Annotated in this window: 20 protein-coding genes and 1 other annotated feature; all 20 genes read left to right on the top strand. The window is 40.7% G+C overall.

Features of this window, described 5'->3' with window-relative positions:
• Nucleotides 1–14 precede the first annotated feature (14 nt).
• The 20 genes from spoVE (at nucleotide 15) to ileS (ending at nucleotide 19607) form a co-directional block, all read left to right on the top strand.
• On the top strand, nucleotides 15–1115 hold the full coding sequence (gene spoVE, locus ACFOU2_RS03820) for a stage V sporulation protein E (RefSeq protein ID WP_377912355.1): 1101 nt from the start codon (nucleotides 15–17) through the stop codon (nucleotides 1113–1115).
• Nucleotides 1116–1393: 278 nt separating this feature from the next.
• Entirely contained in the window at nucleotides 1394–2485 is a 1092-nt protein-coding gene (gene murG / locus ACFOU2_RS03815; protein ID WP_377912353.1) for an undecaprenyldiphospho-muramoylpentapeptide beta-N-acetylglucosaminyltransferase, read from the top strand.
• Nucleotides 2486–2566: 81 nt separating this feature from the next.
• Nucleotides 2567–3472 carry a UDP-N-acetylmuramate dehydrogenase gene (murB, locus tag ACFOU2_RS03810; protein ID WP_377912351.1) on the top strand — a complete coding sequence of 302 codons (906 nt, stop codon included), beginning with the start codon at nucleotides 2567–2569 and terminating at the stop codon, nucleotides 3470–3472.
• Nucleotides 3473–3644: 172 nt separating this feature from the next.
• Nucleotides 3645–4430, top strand: coding sequence for a cell division protein FtsQ/DivIB (locus ACFOU2_RS03805; protein WP_377912349.1), 786 nt, complete (start codon nucleotides 3645–3647; stop codon nucleotides 4428–4430).
• Entirely contained in the window at nucleotides 4414–5118 is a 705-nt protein-coding gene (locus ACFOU2_RS03800) for a DUF881 domain-containing protein (RefSeq protein ID WP_377912347.1), read from the top strand. The genes ACFOU2_RS03805 and ACFOU2_RS03800 overlap by 17 nt, the downstream gene beginning before the upstream one ends.
• Before the next feature lie 52 nt (nucleotides 5119–5170).
• The gene (locus tag ACFOU2_RS03795) at nucleotides 5171–5878 is read left to right on the top strand and encodes a DUF881 domain-containing protein (RefSeq protein ID WP_377912345.1); all 708 of its coding nucleotides are present in this window, start codon (nucleotides 5171–5173) and stop codon (nucleotides 5876–5878) included.
• Nucleotides 5879–5896: 18 nt separating this feature from the next.
• A complete protein-coding gene (locus ACFOU2_RS03790; protein WP_377912343.1) occupies nucleotides 5897–6259 on the top strand; it encodes a small basic family protein in 363 nt (120 codons plus the stop codon).
• A gap of 113 nt (nucleotides 6260–6372) precedes the next feature.
• The gene (ftsA, locus tag ACFOU2_RS03785) at nucleotides 6373–7662 is read left to right on the top strand and encodes a cell division protein FtsA (protein WP_377912341.1); all 1290 of its coding nucleotides are present in this window, start codon (nucleotides 6373–6375) and stop codon (nucleotides 7660–7662) included.
• A 44-nt stretch (nucleotides 7663–7706) separates the two neighbouring features.
• A complete protein-coding gene (ftsZ, locus tag ACFOU2_RS03780) occupies nucleotides 7707–8858 on the top strand; it encodes a cell division protein FtsZ (RefSeq protein WP_377912339.1) in 1152 nt (383 codons plus the stop codon).
• Nucleotides 8859–9068: 210 nt separating this feature from the next.
• Nucleotides 9069–9992, top strand: coding sequence for a sigma-E processing peptidase SpoIIGA (spoIIGA, locus tag ACFOU2_RS03775; protein WP_377912337.1), 924 nt, complete (start codon nucleotides 9069–9071; stop codon nucleotides 9990–9992).
• A 177-nt stretch (nucleotides 9993–10169) separates the two neighbouring features.
• Nucleotides 10170–10889, top strand: coding sequence for an RNA polymerase sporulation sigma factor SigE (gene sigE / locus ACFOU2_RS03770; RefSeq protein WP_377912335.1), 720 nt, complete (start codon nucleotides 10170–10172; stop codon nucleotides 10887–10889).
• 260 nt (nucleotides 10890–11149) lie between these two features.
• Nucleotides 11150–11929 (top strand): RNA polymerase sporulation sigma factor SigG, encoded by a 780-nt coding sequence (sigG, locus tag ACFOU2_RS03765; protein WP_377912333.1) that lies wholly within the window; start codon nucleotides 11150–11152, stop codon nucleotides 11927–11929.
• A 211-nt stretch (nucleotides 11930–12140) separates the two neighbouring features.
• The gene (locus ACFOU2_RS03760) at nucleotides 12141–12398 is read left to right on the top strand and encodes a YlmC/YmxH family sporulation protein (RefSeq protein WP_377912331.1); all 258 of its coding nucleotides are present in this window, start codon (nucleotides 12141–12143) and stop codon (nucleotides 12396–12398) included.
• Between the two features lie 144 nt (nucleotides 12399–12542).
• Entirely contained in the window at nucleotides 12543–13313 is a 771-nt protein-coding gene (pgeF, locus tag ACFOU2_RS03755; protein WP_377913566.1) for a peptidoglycan editing factor PgeF, read from the top strand.
• Between the two features lie 7 nt (nucleotides 13314–13320).
• Nucleotides 13321–13998 carry a YggS family pyridoxal phosphate-dependent enzyme gene (locus ACFOU2_RS03750; RefSeq protein WP_377912329.1) on the top strand — a complete coding sequence of 226 codons (678 nt, stop codon included), beginning with the start codon at nucleotides 13321–13323 and terminating at the stop codon, nucleotides 13996–13998.
• Nucleotides 13999–14012: 14 nt separating this feature from the next.
• Nucleotides 14013–14453 carry a cell division protein SepF gene (locus tag ACFOU2_RS03745; protein ID WP_377912327.1) on the top strand — a complete coding sequence of 147 codons (441 nt, stop codon included), beginning with the start codon at nucleotides 14013–14015 and terminating at the stop codon, nucleotides 14451–14453.
• 6 nt (nucleotides 14454–14459) lie between these two features.
• Nucleotides 14460–14729: a YggT family protein gene (locus ACFOU2_RS03740; RefSeq protein ID WP_377912325.1), complete on the top strand. Its 270-nt coding sequence runs from the start codon at nucleotides 14460–14462 to the stop codon at nucleotides 14727–14729.
• 393 nt (nucleotides 14730–15122) lie between these two features.
• Nucleotides 15123–15896 (top strand): YlmH family RNA-binding protein, encoded by a 774-nt coding sequence (locus tag ACFOU2_RS03735; protein ID WP_377912323.1) that lies wholly within the window; start codon nucleotides 15123–15125, stop codon nucleotides 15894–15896.
• An 85-nt stretch (nucleotides 15897–15981) separates the two neighbouring features.
• Nucleotides 15982–16479 carry a DivIVA domain-containing protein gene (locus ACFOU2_RS03730; protein WP_377912321.1) on the top strand — a complete coding sequence of 166 codons (498 nt, stop codon included), beginning with the start codon at nucleotides 15982–15984 and terminating at the stop codon, nucleotides 16477–16479.
• A gap of 68 nt (nucleotides 16480–16547) precedes the next feature.
• Nucleotides 16548–16785: a binding site (T-box leader), on the top strand.
• A gap of 53 nt (nucleotides 16786–16838) precedes the next feature.
• Nucleotides 16839–19607, top strand: a complete 2769-nt coding sequence (gene ileS / locus ACFOU2_RS03725; RefSeq protein ID WP_377912319.1) for an isoleucine--tRNA ligase — start codon at nucleotides 16839–16841, stop codon at nucleotides 19605–19607.
• Nucleotides 19608–19625: the final 18 nt, after the last annotated feature.

Below are 19625 nucleotides of genomic sequence, written 5' to 3'. Positions count from 1 at the left end.
AGAGGTGGGTCACATTGTCGACGAAAAGGTCTGCTCCCGATTTTATCCTTGTATTTCTCACACTTTCCTTGCTGGCAATAGGCCTTGTGATGGTTTACAGTGCAAGTGCGGTATGGGCTACATATAAGTTTGATGATTCTTTTTTCTTCGCAAAAAGACAAATGCTATTTGCAGGGCTTGGGGTTATCGCTATGTTTGTTATTATGAATATTGATTATTGGACATGGAGAACGTGGGCAAAAGTTATTTTAATTGTTTGCTTTGTATTGCTTGTTCTCGTTTTAATTCCAGGTGTAGGACTTGTTCGTAACGGGTCGCAAAGCTGGATCGGTGTGGGGGCTTTTTCCATTCAACCTTCGGAGTTTATGAAGTTCGCTATGATTGCCTTTCTTGCCAAGTATTTGTCTGAGAACCAAAAAAAGATTACCTCATTTAAACAAGGTTTAATGCCGTCATTATCACTTGTTTTTTTGGCGTTCGGGATTATTATGATGCAGCCGGATTTAGGGACGGGTACGGTAATGGTAGGAACGTGCGTTGTCATGATTTTTGTGTCAGGTGCCCGTGTCAGCCATTTTATGTGGCTGGGATTATTGGGGGCAGGAGGATTTGTGGCACTTGTTTTATCGGCTCCTTATCGGATTAAACGGATTACCTCTTTTTTAAATCCGTGGGAAGATCCATTAGGCAGCGGGTTTCAAATTATTCAATCCCTGTATGCGATAGGACCGGGAGGATTATTGGGGCTTGGGCTTGGGCAAAGCCGGCAAAAGTTCTTTTATTTGCCAGAGCCGCAGACGGATTTTATTTTCGCTATTTTAGCGGAAGAACTTGGTTTTATCGGAGGTTCGCTTGTTCTTTTATTATTCGCTTTATTGCTATGGAGAGGGGTTCGGATTGCCCTCGGTGCTCCTGATTTATACGGAAGTTTCTTGGCCATTGGAATTATTTCCATGATTGCCATTCAAGTGACGATTAATATTGGGGTTGTAACGGGTCTTATGCCTGTTACGGGGATCACCCTTCCGTTTTTAAGTTATGGCGGGTCTTCCTTAACACTCATGTTAGCAGGGGTGGGAGTTTTATTAAATGTTAGCAGATATGCTCGCTATTAGACAGTGATATATGTATAATAAGAAGGGTGATCAGAAGCTGGTTCGGCCGTTTAAATAAGTAATCAAATAAAATTGTCTGGAAAGGCCTTTCTATTAAAATTTCATGATCTGTATAAATCAATACAAAAGGCCCTTTTCAGGAGGATGTCCCGAAAGTCTGCTTTTAGACTTTCGGGACATCCTCTTTAAATGTAAACAAAATGTAACTTTAAGATAGTTAAATGAACATGGATTTGTGATATGATGTGAGAAGTTGAATTGAACGAGGTGGATTTATGATGAGAGTTTTAGTAAGTGGCGGCGGTACGGGAGGACATATTTATCCGGCACTCGCGCTTATTAACGAAATTAAGAAGTATCACCGGGATGTAGAATTTTTATATGTCGGTACTGAAAAGGGGCTGGAAAGCACGATTGTAAAGAGAGCTGGAGTCCCGTTTAAGTCGGTCGAAATTTCGGGATTTAAACGAAAGATATCATTTGATAATGTGAAAACCATTATGCGATTTTTAAAAGCCGTTCAGATGAGTAAACAATACATACGGGAATTCAAGCCGGATGTGGTGATCGGTACGGGAGGATATGTATGTGGCCCGGTTGTATATGCAGCCCACAAATCGGGAGTACCGACCATTATTCATGAACAAAATAGCGTACCGGGTTTAACGAATAAGTTTTTAAGTAAATATGTAGACAAAGTCGCTATCTGTTTCGAACAGGCCGCTGCTTATTTTCCAGAAGAAAAAGTGGTGTTAACAGGTAATCCCCGTGCATCGGAAGTTCTTCACCAAGACGGTGGCAAAGGAAAAGAATCGGTCGGACTGACTCAGGGGAAAAAAGCCGTTCTTATTGTAGGAGGAAGCCGCGGGGCAAGGCCTATTAATGATGCCTTTTTGCAGATACTGGACAAAGTTGGCAGCAAAGATTATGAGATTTTGTATATCACAGGGGATGTACATTATGATAAAGTGTTGGATGAGGTCCGAAAGGTTGGCAACCCGAGTAATGTCATCATCAAACCTTTCGTCCACAATATGCCGGAAGTGCTCGCAGGTGTTGACTTAATTGTGGCTAGGGCTGGAGCAACGACTCTTGCAGAAATTACAGCACTTGGTCTCCCGAGCATTTTAATTCCGAGCCCTTATGTAACGAATAATCATCAGGAGAAAAACGCCAGGGCACTTAGTGACAAAGGTGCCGCTGTCCTTTGTTTGGAACAGCAATTAAGCGGAGAACAACTACTACATAACATTGATAACATCTTGACAGATTCCAAGTTACTGCAGGAGATGAAGCAAGCATCGAAACGACTTGGAATATCGGATGCGGCGAATCGCTTATACAAAGTAATGATTGATTTAGTGAAATGAAGTAAGCACCTAAGCTGGGCTTCGGCTCATATGATAAAGAAACAACATCATGAATAACGTACAAGAATGTAGGAGGATGTCATGGAAGTATTAGAAAAGGAATTGTTAGAGGCGGGTGTCGGTAAAGTTTTAAAAGATGAACCGCTTGCGAACCATACAACGATGAAAATTGGCGGACCGGCTGATTTACTGGTTGAGCCAAGCAGCTTTGACAATTTAAAGAAAACGATGCAACTTATTACGAAGCATAGCGTGAAATGGCGTGCAATCGGCCGCGGTTCCAACTTGCTTGTATCGGATAAGGGAATTCAAGGAGTCGTTGTAAAGCTGGGCAGCGGTCTTGATCACTTAGAAGTAGAAGGTGAAACAGTTACAGCAGGCGGAGGGTATTCTTTGATTAAACTTGCCACAGTAATCAGCAAGCAAGGATTATCCGGCTTGGAATTTGCGGGAGGCATTCCAGGCTCTGTCGGCGGAGCTGTTTATATGAATGCAGGGGCTCATGGATCTGATATGTCCTCCATTTTAGAAAAGGCGCTTATTTTATTTGAAGACGGCACAATAGAATGGTTGACAAATGAGGAGCTGGAGTTTTCATACCGCCATTCCATTTTACAAACAAAACGCCCGGGAATTTGTGTGGCAGCGGTGTTAAAGCTTAAAGCAGGATCCAGAGACGAAATTGTGGCAGCCATGCAGAAAAACAAAGATTACCGCCGAGAAACACAGCCTTGGAACTACCCATGTGCAGGAAGTATTTTCCGAAATCCGCTTCCTAATTATGCGGGTAATCTTATCGAAAAGGCAGGATTGAAGGGATATTCGGTCGGCGGGGCCAAAATCAGCGACCAACACGCCAACTTTATTGTCAACACCGGCAATGCGACCGCAGAAGATGTGTTGAATCTGATTGAGCACGTAAAAGCAACAATCAATGAAAAGTTCGGTGTAAAAATGCAAACTGAAGTAGAGATTGTTGGCCGCTAGAATATCATCTAACAGCAAAATAAGCAGCTGGAGGCATTCATATGATGCTTCTTGACTGTTTTTACCAGGTTGCTTCTATGATATAATGGTCATATCTAATATATGGTCGCTGACGAACAAACGGCACAAGGGATGCCGTTTGTTCGTCTAACTGACAAGGGTGAAAGGATTTATGGAAAAAGGAAAAGTAATTTCATTAGAAGACCGCGTGCCGAAGCTGAAAGAGCAGAGAAAACAAAAAATAAACAGAAGGCTTATCTTTTATATTTCACTATTTTTCATCCTTATTTTATGCATTATTTACACCCAATCTTCCCTCAGCAACATTGCTCATGTTAGAGTAATGGGAAATCGTCATGTACCCGAAAAAGAGCTGATTTCCCTAAGTAAGCTTTCAACTAAAGAAAGTTATTGGAAGCTTGACAAGGAAGAAGTGGAACATCGCTTAGAGCGTCATCCTGAAGTAAAAGAGGCCATCTTAGAAACGAAGTTTCCTAACACAGTAGAAATCCACATTAGGGAATACAAGCGAATCGCTTATGTCGTGAAAAAAGGGAAATACTTACCAATCAATGAAAAGGGGAAAGTGCTCAAAGCAGTAGAAGGAAAGCCATTATCTTCTGATGCACCGCTTCTTATTAACTGGGACAAGCCCGATGAAATTCAAGAAATGATAGAAGAGTTGAACCATCTCCCGAAAAGCATTGTATCTGCTATCTCTGAGATTCACCATACACCGGAAGAGGGAGATCCACTTCATATTAGTCTTTATATGAATGATGGAAGAGAGGTCAGTGCAACCATCCGAAATTTCTCAAAAAAAATGATGGCTTATCCGGGGATTGCAAATCAGCTGGGGCCGGATCAACAAGGAGTTATTCATCTAGAGGTAGGATATTATTTTGAAGCATACGAGGGAGTAAAAAAGGGAGATGAGAAAAATGAGGAAGAGAGGTAAATATGTTATTTTATCCCTCGTTTTTCTTGTCCTGGGCTTTATGATTTCCTATTCGTATCAGTTTACAAAATGGCACTCAGCCAATCATATTTCAAATCGTCAATGGACGAACGAATATCAATACCGACGAATGCTCATTGAACAGGAACAGTTAAATCGGGACCTCCAAAAAGAACTATTTGAAAAACAAAAGAAAGTCCGGAAGATTGAGGAAAAGTTTGCGAATGAAGAGCAAATCTTGTTTAACCTTGTTGAAGACGTTGAAAAACTGCGTATGTATACAGGGAAAATTGCTGTAAAAGGAAAAGGAGTAGAAGTCACATTGGCTGATGCTTCTTATGTTCCGACAGAAGAGAATGCGAATAATTACATTGTTCATGAAAGCCATGTGTTTAAAGTGGTCAATGAGTTATTGATATCCGGAGCCTCCGCTGTGGCGATTAATGGACAGAGATTATCAAAGGATTCGTACATCTCGTGTAATGGACCTGTTATTACGGTCGACGGCAATCAGTTTCCCGCACCTTTTGTGATTACGGCTATCGGTAATCCCGACGTATTGTATCCTGCGTTGAATATTGCCGGTGGGGTAAGAGACCAGCTGATAGAAGATAATATTGTTGTTAAAATGGCTAAAAAGGATGAAATCGTTTTAGACCCAATCATTCACTCAGAACAAAATGCATAGCGATTCTTTCCTTTAAGTCCTGCAGGGTTTATAAGAAGGAAGGGGTTTACGATTGACGAGCAAAAAAAAACTTCAATTCGCATTTATAACGGTAGTCATCGGTTTTATGATTGCTGTTCAGTTTCAAACGACGAAACAGCCTGTTGTCCGTGACACAAGGGATATGTGGGAGCTTCGAGAAGATTTGAAAAAGGAGCAGCAATCACAAGCAGTCATTTTAAAAGAAATTCGGACATATGAAGAGCAGCTGCGAAATTATGAAGTAGAACAAAACAACAGCAAAAAAGTGGCTCTTCAAGAAACGCTGTTCGAATTAAAAAAAGAAGCAGGATTGACGGAAATGGAAGGGCCCGGCATTGTGTTGACCGTAGAGCCCCTCTTTGATGAATCTCTCATTGGACAAGAAGTGAAAAATGTTTCCCCGGAATTACTGAAGCGTCTCATAAACGAACTTAACTCTTATGAAGCGCAAGACATTGCAATCGCAGACCAGCGCATTGTCGCCACTTCTGTTATAAGGGATATAAACGGTCGTACGAAAGTGAATGATTATTGGTTGACACAAGTTCCATTTAAGATAAAAGTCATCGCAAAAGATGCTGAGAAGCTATATAACCGTATGCAAGTTTCGAATGCACCTGATGAGTTTGCAGTGGAGAACTTGAAGTTAACGATTTCCCAGCCTTTAGATCAAGTGACAGTACCGGCTTATAACGATGCGATTCGCTTGAAGAACATTTCCCCTGTAAATTCGAAATAGAAAGGAGAACCAGACGGTATGTGGCTTCCTTTGTTAGGTTTAATACTCGGCATCGCGCTTGGCTTGCTTTCGGAAATTCGCATACCAGATGAATATACGAACTATTTATCGATTGCGGTTCTTGCTGCTCTTGACACGCTTTTTGGCGGAATTAGGGCTCATTTACAAAATATATACGATGAAAAGGTATTTATCTCCGGTTTTTTCTTTAATATCATTTTAGCTGCAAGTTTAGCTTTTCTCGGTGTACAGATTGGTGTAGACTTATATTTAGCAGCCGTTTTTGCTTTTGGTGTTCGCTTATTTCAAAATATTGCAGTAATTAGAAGAATTTTATTGACAAAATGGTCAGAAGCAAAAGAAAAAAACGAAAAAAATTGATTTTACAAAAGGGGAAACCGCTGTATTTGTTGAATATTTTCATGTAATAAAGAAAATGATTGTTGTTCTTCTATTCAAAAGTATTTGATTGATGTCAAAGGAGGTGCCAAAGAATGAACAGCAATGAAATATATGTAAGTCTTGACATCGGTACATCCAGTGTAAAAGTAATCATTGGTGAGATGAATAATGACTCATTGAATATAATTGGAGTTGGAAATGTAAAGTCACAAGGTTTGAAGAAAGGCTCGATTGTTGACATAGATGAAACCGTTCAATCGATTAAGAAAGCGGTAGAGCAAGCCGAGAGAATGGTCGGTATTGAAATTCAACGCGTAGTAGTTGGAGTTAGCGGCAATCACGTTCAATTGCAAAAATGCCATGGCGTAGTGGCAGTATCAAGTGAGAATCGTGAAATTAAAAACGAAGATGTTATGCGTGTTATTGATGCGGCACAAGTTATGTCGATTCCACCGGATCGTGAAGTGATTGATGTGATCCCAACCCAATTTATCGTAGATGGTCTTGAAGGTATTACCGATCCAAGAGGCATGCTTGGTGTTCGCTTGGAAATGGAAGGTACTCTAATTACAGGTTCACGGACAATTCTACATAATTTATTACGCTGTGTAGAGCGTGCTGGCTTAGAGATTACAGACATTTGTTTGCAGCCTCTTGCAGCAGGCTCCATTGCCTTGTCAAAGGATGAAAAAAACCTGGGCGTTGCATTAGTCGATATTGGCGGCGGTTCTACAACAGTGGCCATATTTGACCAAGGCAGTTTGCAAAGTACAGTTGTACTGCCGGTTGGCGGGGATCATATTACAAAAGATTTATCGATTGTATTGCGCACATCGACAGATGATGCGGAGAAGGTGAAAATCCAACATGGACATGCCTTCTATGATTATGCATCTGAAGAAGAAGTGTTCAGTGTGCCGATTATCGGCAGTGATCAACATCAGCAGTTCAACCAGTTGGAAGTCTCAGAAATTATTGAAGCTAGATTGCAAGAGATTTTAGAGCTGGTTGCACAGGAAACACAACGATCAGGCATGAAAGAGCTGCCTGGCGGTTATGTGTTAACCGGCGGTGTAGTCACAATGACAGGAGTGCTGGACCTAGCACAACACATATTGAAAAATAACGTAAGAATTGCAATTCCAGATTATATTGGTGTCAGAGAGCCTCAATATACAACCGGTGTAGGTCTGATTAAATTTGCTTATAAGAACGCAAAGATCCAGGGACGAAACATAAGTGCTCCGGTTCACCAGCCTGTAGAAGAAGTAGTTGTTGAGAAAGAACCGATTCCTCAACAACCTGCCAAACCAAAGCAAAAGAAAAAAGATGAAAATTTTTCGAATAAGATGAAGAAGTTCTTCGGATATTTCTTTGAATAGTGTGAAACAAACAAGGTAATTTCGATGAATTAGGAGGAACCATAATGTTGGAGTTTGATACAAGTGTAGACCAATTAGCGACGATTAAAGTTATCGGTGTCGGCGGTGGCGGAAACAACGCCGTTAATCGCATGATCGAGCACGGAGTTCAAGGCGTAGAATTTATCGCTGTCAATACAGATGCACAAGCTCTTAATTTATCAAAAGCCGAGATTAAAATGCAAATCGGTGCTAAATTGACAAGAGGTTTAGGAGCAGGTGCAAATCCGGAAGTAGGTAAAAAAGCTGCAGAAGAAAGCAAAGAGCAAATTCAAGAAGCGTTAAAAGGCGCAGACATGGTATTCGTTACGGCTGGCATGGGCGGCGGTACAGGAACAGGGGCTGCTCCAGTTATCGCCCAAATTGCCCGTGAGCTTGGTGCATTAACAGTTGGTGTAGTGACACGCCCTTTCACATTTGAAGGTCGAAAACGTGCAACACAAGCAGCAGGCGGGATTGCATCCATGAAAGAAGCGGTTGACACATTAATTGTCATTCCAAACGATCGCTTATTGGAAATCGTAGATAAAAACACACCAATGCTTGAAGCGTTCCGTGAAGCGGATAACGTTCTTCGCCAAGGTGTGCAAGGTATTTCTGATTTAATTGCGGTACCAGGTTTAATCAACCTTGACTTTGCAGATGTGAAAACCATCATGTCTAACAAAGGATCTGCCTTAATGGGAATTGGGATTGCAACAGGTGAAAACCGGGCTGCTGAGGCGGCGAAAAAGGCCATTTCAAGTCCGTTACTTGAAACTTCGATTGATGGAGCTCAAGGTGTGTTAATGAACATCACAGGCGGGACAAACTTAAGCTTATATGAAGTACAAGAAGCGGCGGATATTGTCGCCTCTGCTTCGGATCAGGAAGTTAACATGATTTTCGGTTCCGTCATCAACGAAAACTTAAAAGATGAAATTGTGGTAACGGTTATTGCCACAGGCTTCAACGATCAGGATGTTCCATCATTAAAACCGTCTGGCCGCCCGTCTATGACGGGGATGTCAAAGCCGCAACCACAGTCACAGCCACAGCCTAAGCGCGAGCAGATAAAGCGTGAAGAACCAGCTCAAGATTATGGCCGGCCATCGCAACAACCAGAGGAAGCGTTAGATATTCCAACGTTCTTGCGTAATCGAAATAGAAGATTCTAATGTTTGAAAAAGCTGCCTTATCATAGGCAGCTTTTTTTGTCGTTTTTACTATGAGCGATGAAAAAGAAAAGCGGAAAATGACAAAACTCGAATAAATTTTGCAAAACTTCTTCTCGTTTATCAGCATGAACTGACAGACTTTAAAATAGGATGTACTATATACTAGGTTTTAACAAAGTATTTCTTTTAGGATTGGAGTGGACTTAGAGCTTGTCCATTTACTTAGATCTTATTTGGCTTTTGAATGCTGGATTGGATACAATGCTTTTACTATTATGCAGTGTATTGCTAAAGAGAAATGTGAAATGGTGGAGATTGCTGCTTGGAGGGTTAATTGGTTCGCTTATTGTTCTTCTCATGTTTACACCATGGTCAACGGTTATGCTGCATCCTGTTACCAAGTTGCTTTTTTCTGTTGCGATGGTATGGGTTACTTTTGGGTTGAAGAGATTCCGTTTCTTCCTGGAAAACATCCTTACCTTTTATTTTGCAACCTTCGTAGTAGGCGGAGGGCTAACAGGGCTCCATTTTATGTTTGACGGGCAGTATTTACTCTTTGAAAGTACGTCCCAAACCATCGGTTATCAATACGGAGATCCGGTTAGCTGGTTGTTTATTATCATTGCTTTTCCGATCTTATTTTATTTTTCTAAAACGAGAATTGAAGATTTAAAGATGAAAAATATCACCTTTGACCAGCTTGTTCCTGTCTCTATTATTATCCAGCAACAAGAGCTTCCTGTAAAAGGACTCATTGATAGTGGAAATCAGCTGTACGATCCGCTTAGTCAAACACCTGTCATGATTGTGTATTCAGAAGCAATCAAGGAAATGGTACCTGCGGAGCTGATTGAAGCGACTAAAAATGTGGACGACATGATGTTTTATGAACATTTGTCAGAAGAATGGCAATCCAGGTTAAGGATTATTCCGTTTCGAACGGTCGGGCAATCCAATCAGTTCATGCTTGCTATCAAGCCGGATTCCGTTACGATCCAACATTGTAATGAACTCATTAATGTTCATAAAGTATTAATTGGAATTAGTCATACCAACTTATCTCCGGAGAATGCTTATCAATGTATTGTACACCCAAAATTACTGGCAATCGGTACTATCTCGCCCGCTTCATGAAAACCCTTCGATGCACAACTTATGCCGGCTAAGGCTTAGAAAATACACAAATGTACAAAGGCAATCTTTCAGAGCACGTAAGGATGTGACACCGCTTACATGGTGCGAGAGGTCTTAGCTGAGAAGTTCTTAATATTATCATACTCGTAAAATTGATAAATAGAAGGGAGATATGTAATGTCTACATATGTAATTCGCTTGAAATTGTTATGGTATAAACTGTTGATGAAGTTGGGTCTTAAGATAGATGAAGTACATTACATCGGTGGAAGTGAAGCGCTGCCGCCTCCTTTGACAAAAGAAGAAGAAGAAGTACTGCTGCAAAGACTGCCGACAGGCGATCAGGCTGCCCGTTCATTATTGATTGAAAGAAACTTGCGGCTAGTGGTTTATATTGCCCGCAAATTTGAGAACACAGGTATCAATATTGAAGACTTGATTAGTATTGGGACAATCGGGCTCATTAAAGCCGTTAATACGTTTAATCCTGAAAAGAAAATCAAACTGGCCACTTACGCATCCCGCTGTATCGAAAATGAAATTTTAATGTATTTACGCCGCAATAATAAAATACGTTCTGAAGTCTCGTTTGATGAACCGCTAAATATTGATTGGGATGGAAACGAACTGTTGTTATCAGATGTATTGGGAACAGAAGACGATATCATCACGAAAGATTTAGAAGCCAATGTAGACCGAAAGTTATTGCTGAAGGCACTACACCAGCTCAATGATCGGGAAAAACAAATCATGGAGCTTCGTTTCGGTTTGCAAGGAGGCGAAGAGAAAACCCAAAAAGATGTAGCCGATATGCTGGGGATTTCCCAATCTTATATTTCTCGGCTTGAAAAACGCATTATCAAGCGTTTGAGAAAAGAATTCAATAAAATGGTATAAAATTCCGAAGTGGGTTCTTCCCACTTCGGAATTTTTCATCCTTGGGGAATGTTCTTAAATATTCCCCAAGGATGAAAGGAGAGCTAATAAGCGGACGTCGCTTTTCAGTAAAGAAAGGTTTAATGTTAAATTCGGTTAATGGCAATTAACTTATGGGATTTCTTTGAGACCGCTAATAGTCAGAATTGTTGAAGTGCATATTTTTTCCTCCCAGGGAGATACTGAACTCTGAACATCATCTCCTGTTAGGAGGGAAAGAATTGACAAGAAACAAAGTAGAAATTTGTGGCGTAGATACTTCAAAACTTCCTGTACTAAAGAATGATGAAATGCGTCTATTATTTAGACAAATGCAAAGTGGGGATTCCACAGCAAGAGAAAAGCTTGTCAACGGGAATCTACGACTTGTCTTAAGTGTAATTCAACGCTTTAACAACCGAGGAGAATTTGTGGATGATCTATTTCAAGTTGGTTGTATCGGACTAATGAAATCTATTGATAATTTTGATTTAAGTCAAAACGTAAAGTTCTCTACTTATGCAGTACCCATGATTATTGGAGAGATTAGACGATATTTACGTGATAATAATCCAATCCGTGTATCTCGTTCTCTTCGTGATATAGCTTACAAAGCGTTACAAGTGCGTGAGAAATTAATGAGTGAAACATCAAAAGAACCAACGGCTGAAGAAATTTCAAAAGTCTTAGAGGTTCCACATGAAGAAATTGTATTTGCGTTAGATGCCATCCAGGATCCCGTTTCACTATTTGAACCGATATATAATGACGGAGGCGACCCGATTTATGTAATGGACCAATTGAGCGATGAGCGCAATCGCGATTCAAATTGGATTGAGGAAATCGCGTTGAAAGAAGGAATGAGACGTTTAAATGAACGTGAAAAACTCATTTTACGTAAGCGCTTTTTCCAAGGGAAGACACAAATGGAAGTGGCAGAAGAAATCGGGATTTCCCAAGCGCAAGTATCAAGGCTTGAGAAGGCAGCGATTAAACAGATGAATAAAAATATCCAAAGTTAAAAAATCTCTTCCCCAAAAGGGGAAGAGATTTTTTACTGAGGTGAGAAGAGTATTCACCTCAGCAGAAAAGCGAAGCCAGACAATTTCAACGCCCGATTTATATTTTCGTATGCGCTAAAAAAAGGGCAATAATAAAAGAGCAAACCTTTCATGAAGCAGGTAAAAGAAAAATATATATAGTAGGGAGGAAGAATGGAGAGGAGATAAGATAATGATTAAGATTTCAGATTTTCAGACGAAAGATGTCGTAAATGTGGCAGATGGCAAAAAATTAGGAAATGTTGCCGATATTGATATTAATTTGAATACAGGAAAAATCGAGGCGGTTGTGATTCAACATACAGGCAAAATGCTCGGTTTTTTCGGAAAAGATGATGATATTGTCATTCCTTGGCGAAATATCGTTAAAATTGGAACAGATGTCATTTTGGTCAGATATAAAGAAACGTTCGAATATGAGAACGAATAATTCATTTTTTGCAAACAGTTTTTATAAATCTATGGTACAATAAATGCAAGTAACCGAGAATAAAAAAGGGAAGTGCGCAATTTGAGGAATTTGGAGCCGTTTCAATGTGAAAATGTCGAATCCCTACTTTTTTTACAACCTTGGATGAAGGAAAGCGACAAACTTGTCGTAGGCTTTACGACAAAAAATGGAGGATTCAGCATCGAAGGCTATCAAACGCTTAATTTGGGCTTACATGTTCAAGATGTGCCATCAACTGTTGTTGCAAACCGAGAAGTCGTAGCCAAGCAGCTTGAGATGCCCCTTTCCAAATGGGTATGTGCTGAGCAGGTGCATCAAAGCCGCATTGCCAAAGTAACAAAGGCAGATTCCGAAAAAGGGGTTTACGATTATAAAGAGGGAATTCCGCAAACGGACGGCATCTATACGAATCAAACGAATATATTGCTTACTTTATGCTTTGCTGATTGTGTTCCGCTGTATTTTTTTGCTCCCAAGTATAACATGATTGGTTTGGCTCACGCCGGCTGGAGGGGAACGGTTGAAAATATTGGAGGGAAAATGATTGAAAAGTGGATGCAAGAGGAAGGGATTCCTCTTCATGATATTTATGCAGCAATAGGTCCGGCCATCGAGGCTTGCTGTTATATCGTTGATGACAAAGTGATCGATTTAGTTAAAAATGTATTAGATGATCAAGAAACCAGCTTTTATAGTCTTGTAAGTGAAGGACAGTACGCACTGGATTTGAAAGAAGTGAATAAGCAGCTTCTCCTAAAAGCAGGAGTTTCCAGAGAAAACATCCTCATGTCAACCTTATGTACAAGCTGTGAGAAAGATGTATTTTTCTCGCATCGCCGAGATCAAGGAAAAACGGGACGAATGTTAAGTTTTATTGGTTATAAGGAGGATTGAGCACAAAGTGACAGTTCAAGACAACCTAGAACAAATTAAAAAGCAGATCACAGAAGCCTGCTTACGAACAGATCGCAATCCTCAAGATATTCACATTGTAGCGGTAACAAAATATGTGTCGATCGAACGGGCAAAAGAAGCAGTAGAAGCAGGCGTCATTCATATAGGAGAAAACCGGGATGAAGGGTTATTGGCAAAATATGAGATACTAGGCAACGATGTACAGTGGCACTTTATTGGAACACTCCAATCTCGAAAAGTAAAAAACATTATTGATAAAGTCGACTACATCCATTCGTTGGATCGCCTTTCATTGGCAAAAGAAATACATATTCGTGCCCATCAAAAAGTAAAATGTTTCGTTCAAGTAAATGTGTCAGAAGAGGACTCCAAGCATGGCTTACACACCGAAGAAGCGGTTTCTTTCATCCGATCTCTTGAGCCGTATACAAATATCGAAGTAGTAGGCTTAATGACAATGGCACCGTTCACGGAAGATCGAGAGCTTATTCGGAATTGCTTCAGAAGCCTTAAACAGCTTCAACAGGATGTACAAGCTTTAAATCTTGCGTATGCACCTTGCACGGAATTATCCATGGGCATGTCAAATGATTACGAGATTGCGGTTGAAGAAGGCGCAACTTTTATTCGATTAGGGACAACTCTTGTTGGAAAAGAATTTTAAGGAGGCATCTTATTATGGGTTTGAAAAATAAATTCAAAAATTTCTTTGCCCTCGAGGATGACCATGAGTACGTAGAAGAAGAACAACCAGAGATTGAAGAAGAAATCGAACCAGTTAAACAATTTAAACCATCAAAGGGGCAAAATGTGATTAGTTTGCAAAGTGTTCAAAAATCAGCGAAAATGGTGTTATGTGAACCGAGAATGTATGCTGAAGCACAGGAAATTACCGATCACCTGAAATCGAAAAAAGCAGTTGTGGTCAATTTGCATCGGGTATCTCACGACCAGGCCGTTCGAATCGTTGATTTCTTAAGTGGGACTGTGTATGCATTGGGTGGAGACATTCAAAAAATTGGTCCAAACATTTTCTTGTGTACACCAGATACAGTGGATGTGGCAGGAAATATTTCAGATATGATTCCTGAAAGTGAACAGATAGTAAAGAGGTGGTAACCTTATATGGCAGTAGTAGCGGCTTTTTTAGTTAAACTTATTGAAATTTATTCATGGGCCCTCATTATTTATATTTTAATGTCATGGGTTCCGAATGTAAGAGAATCGAGATTTGGACAAATCCTTGCCAATATTTGTGAACCTTATTTAGAGCCTTTCCGAAAAATCATTCCTCCTGTTGCAATGATCGATTTTTCGCCTATCGTGGCTATTTTTGTGCTGCGCTTCGCTTCAACAGGTGTGTATGCATTATTCAACATGCTAAATCTCATTTAGCCTAAAGGAATCTGAGCCGGTTCCTTTTTTAGCTATTAAGAAAGTATGCGTTGATTGTTAAAATTGTCCAGCTGCGCAAGCTACATCCTACGGTCATTTCACTTCTTCCTGCGGAGTCAAAGAGCGACTCCGCAGGAAGAAGTTCCAATGGCCTATGGAGGAGAGCCATGGATGGCGAGGGTTACAGCGTTGCTCACAGGACGTGAGCGTTTTTAGCTGTAATTTGGCTTGCTCTACTTTTGTTAAATGTCTAGCGGCAGCGGCTAGGGACTCGCGTCGCTTCACCTTCTTCCTCAGAAGCAAAGAGCGCTTCTGGTGAAGAAGCTTCCGGCTTGTTTCGTCCCTAAACGAGCCGCTTCCGCTTTTCTTAATTACGTACAACGGAGAGAGTTTATGACGATTTACCAGCATTTTCGCAGGGAAGAGCATGATTTTATTGATGCTGTCCTTGAGTGGAAAGAAGATGTATTGACACAATATGCTCCGAAGCTGACCGACTTTCTCGATCCGCGTGAACAGCAAATTGTAGAAAGTATTGTAGGACATGATGGAGAAGTAAAGGTGCAGTTTTCTGGAGGAGCGGATGGGGCGGAAAGAAAGAGAGCGCTCTTATATCCGGACTATTATGAACCTTCCGCCGAAGATTTTCAGCTTACTTTTTATGATCTTGTGTACCCATCAAAATTTGTGACGGTGGAACATCCTCAAATATTGGGAACCTTAATGTCCCTTGGGCTGCGCCGATCCAAATACGGGGATATTTTAATCAATGAAGGCCGAATCCAGCTTATCCTTGCTTCGGAAATTGCCCCTTATGTGGAAATGAATATGCAATCAGTTGGAAAAGCGAAAGTGACATTAAAATCCATTACAGAGCAAGATTTGATCCAATCAAAAGAAGAATGGGTCGAACAGTCTTTAACTGTTTCATCGTTACGATTGGACGTTGTTCTTTCCAATATTTACCGCTTATCAAGGCAAAAAGTGCAGCCCTTTATTGAGCAAGGAAATGCAAAAGTGAATTGGAAAGTGGTAGACCAGCCGTCTTTCGAATGTAAGGAAGGCGATATTCTTTCACTGCGGGGACATGGAAGAAGCCGGATTTTAATGATTGAAGGAAAAACAAAAAAAGAAAAATGGCGAATTGTCGTCGGAATTCAAAAATAAACTACGTAAAAAGCAGGAAAAAAGAAAAAAACGTCGAAAATTAAAGTTCAGAATGGGAGAATGAGACAACTTGGAGGTGGCTGAAATGCCTTTAACCCCTTTAGATATTCATAATAAGGAATTCAATAAAGGATTTCGCGGATATGATGAAGATGAAGTAAACGAGTTTCTTGATCAAGTCATTAAAGACTACGAGCAGGTCATCCGTGAAAAGAAAGAATTAGAAAACAGAGTTCAAGAATTAACAGAAAAAATCGGGCATTTTACAAGCATTGAGGAAACATTGAACAAGTCGATTTTGATTGCGCAAGAAGCTGGAGAAGAAGTAAAGCGAAACGCACAAAAGGAAGCGAAGCTGATTATTAAAGAAGCGGAAAAAAATGCGGATCGCATCATCAATGAAGCATTATCGAAATCTCGAAAAATCGCCATTGACATTGAAGAGCTCAAAAAGCAATCGAAAGTTTTCCGCACGAGATTCAAAATGCTTATTGAAGCGCAGCTTGAAATGCTTGATAATGACGATTGGGATCATTTAATGGAATACGAGGTATCTGCACTAGATCCGAGAATTGAAGATTAAGAAAGCTTTCTTGACTTCTTTATAAAAAATGTCATATAATTTTATCACGATTTCTTTCAATATTGATCATCGTAACGAGGAAAGGGACAGTAATTTCTTCAGGTGTTTTATCATAAGCGAATCGAGGATGGTGGGAGCTCGAGATAAGACGAAGGAATGAATATCACCCTGGAGTTCCTTGTCGAACTAGGAGTAGACAACGGCGTTTCATTCGCGTTAAGAATGTAAAGAGGACTTTACCTTATTTTGATACATACAGGTACAGTCTATAAGGGTGGTACCGCGGGAGACCTTCTCGTCCCTTTTGGGGATGAAGAAGGTCTCTTTTTATTTTTTCTATAGATGCAGGAGGTTTAAAGATGGAATACAAAGATACGTTACTTATGCCGAAAACGGATTTTCCAATGCGTGGAAACTTGCCGAAACGTGAGCCGGATATGCAGCAAAAATGGGAAGAAATGAACATCTATCAAAAAGTACAAGAACGGACAAAAGGACGTCCTTTCTTTATTCTGCATGACGGCCCTCCGTATGCAAATGGTGATATCCATATGGGGCATGCCCTTAATAAAATTTTAAAGGATTTTATTGTTCGCTATAAATCAATGGCAGGATTTTGTTCACCGTATGTGCCGGGTTGGGATACACACGGATTGCCAATCGAAACGGCATTAACAAAAAATAAAAAGGTCAATCGCAAGGAAATGAGCGTGGCGGAATTCCGTAAGCTCTGTGAAGAGTACGCATGGGAACAAATTGATCGCCAGCGTGAGCAATTTAAGCGTCTTGGCGTGCGCGGTGACTGGGATAATCCTTATGTTACATTAAAGCCGGAATATGAAGCACAACAAATTAAAGTATTCGGTGAAATGGCTAAGAAAGGCTATATTTATAAAGGGTTAAAGCCTGTTTATTGGTCACCTTCAAGTGAATCAGCATTAGCAGAAGCAGAGATTGAATATTATGATAAGAAGTCTCCTTCTATTTATGTGGCATTTCCTGTAAAAGACGGAAAAGGCGTATTAAACAGTGATGAACAAATCGTCATCTGGACAACAACACCTTGGACAATGCCTGCCAACCTTGGTATTTCCGTACATCCAGACCTTGAATACAGTGTGGTTGCTGCAAATAACGGAAAATATGTAATTGCCTCTGAATTATTAGAGTCAGTTGCAAAAGCGGTAGAGTGGGAAACATATGAAGTCATTCGTACGGTAAAAGGTGCTGAATTAGATCGTGTAGTAGCCAAACACCCTTTATACGACCGTGATTCACTTGTCATGCTTGGAGAGCATGTCACAACAGATGCCGGTACAGGCTGTGTTCATACAGCACCAGGTCATGGGGAAGACGACTTTATCGTCGGTCAAAAATACGGATTGGACGTATTATGTCCGGTTGATGAAAAAGGATACATGACCAAGGAAGCGGGAGAGTTTGCTGGTCTATTTTATGATGAAGCGAATAAGCCGATCACACAAAAGCTGGAAGAAGCGGGTGCCCTATTAAAACTTACATTCATTACACACTCTTATCCACATGACTGGCGTACGAAGAAGCCAACTATTTTCCGTGCAACAGCTCAATGGTTTGCCTCTATCAAAGACTTCCGCGATGATTTATTAAAAGCGGTACAAGAAACAGAGTGGGTGCCTGCATGGGGTGAAACACGGCTTTATAACATGGTTCGTGACCGCGGTGATTGGTGTATTTCCCGTCAGCGTGCATGGGGTGTACCAATTCCTGTATTTTATGGCGAAGACGGTGAAGCGATCATTACGGATGAAACGATTGAACACGTATCGAACTTATTTAGAGAACATGGTTCAAATGTATGGTTCGAACGTGAAGCAAAAGAATTATTGCCTGAAGGATTTACACACCCTTCAAGTCCAAACGGCCTCTTTACAAAAGAAACAGATATCATGGATGTTTGGTTCGATTCCGGTTCTTCACATCAAGCCGTTCTAGAAGAGCGTGACGACCTGCAGCGTCCTGCTGACCTTTACCTGGAAGGATCTGACCAATACCGCGGCTGGTTCAACTCTTCTTTATCAACAAGCGTCGCAGTAACGGGTAAAGCTCCGTATAAAGGGGTGTTAAGTCACGGTTTCGCTTTAGATGGAGAAGGCCGCAAAATGAGTAAATCGTTAGGAAACGTTGTCGTTCCTGCAAAAGTCATGGATCAACTCGGTGCCGACATTTTGCGCTTATGGGTAGCTTCAGTTGACTATCAAGCCGATGTACGTGTATCTGATAACATTTTAAAACAAGTAGCGGAAGTATACCGTAAAATCCGCAATACGTTTCGTTTCTTGCTCGGCAACTTGTCTGACTTCAATCCTGAAACAGATGCAGTTGCTTACACCGAGCTTCGTGACGTCGATCGGTATATGCTTGTCAAATTAAATAAATTGATCGCTAAGGTGAGAAAGTCATATGATACGTATGATTTTGCAGCGATTTATCATGCGGTAAATAACTTCTGTACCATCGATTTAAGTGCGTTTTATTTAGATTTTGCGAAAGACGTGCTTTATATCGAATCAGCAAACAATGAAGAACGCCGAAGCATCCAAACTGTTCTTTACGAAACGCTCGTTTCGTTAACAAAACTTGTGTCGCCCATTTTATCGCATACAGCAGATGAGGTATGGAGCCACATTCCGAATGTAAAAGAAGAGAGTGTTCAGCTGGTCGATATGCCGGAAGCTCGGGAACTGGAGAATGCAGAACAGCTTGAGAAAAAATGGGATGCATTCATGGAGCTTCGTGATGATGTATTAAAAGCTCTTGAAACAGCCCGTAACGAAAAAGTAATCGGTAAATCGTTAACGGCGAAACTTGTTCTATATCCAAATGCAGAAACAAAAGCGCTGCTTGACTCTATTCAAGAAAACGTGAAACAATTGTTTATCGTTTCAGACCTTGAAATTGCAGGAAATGCAGCAGAAGCACCAGAAGACGCACAAAAATTTGGACGTACGGCGATTGTCGTTGAAAAAGCTGAGGGTGAAACATGTGAACGCTGCTGGGTAGTGACTCCGACAGTTGGTCAAGACAAAGACCACCCGACATTATGCCCTCGCTGTGCAGACGTCGTAAAAAACCATTACGCTAACTAATTCATTTACGATAAAAAA

Source organism: Bacillus songklensis, assembly GCF_042649685.1.
GTDB classification, from domain to species: Bacteria; Bacillota; Bacilli; order Bacillales; family Bacillaceae_H; genus Bacillus_BA; species Bacillus_BA songklensis.
This window is presented reverse-complemented; position numbering and strand designations above follow the sequence as displayed.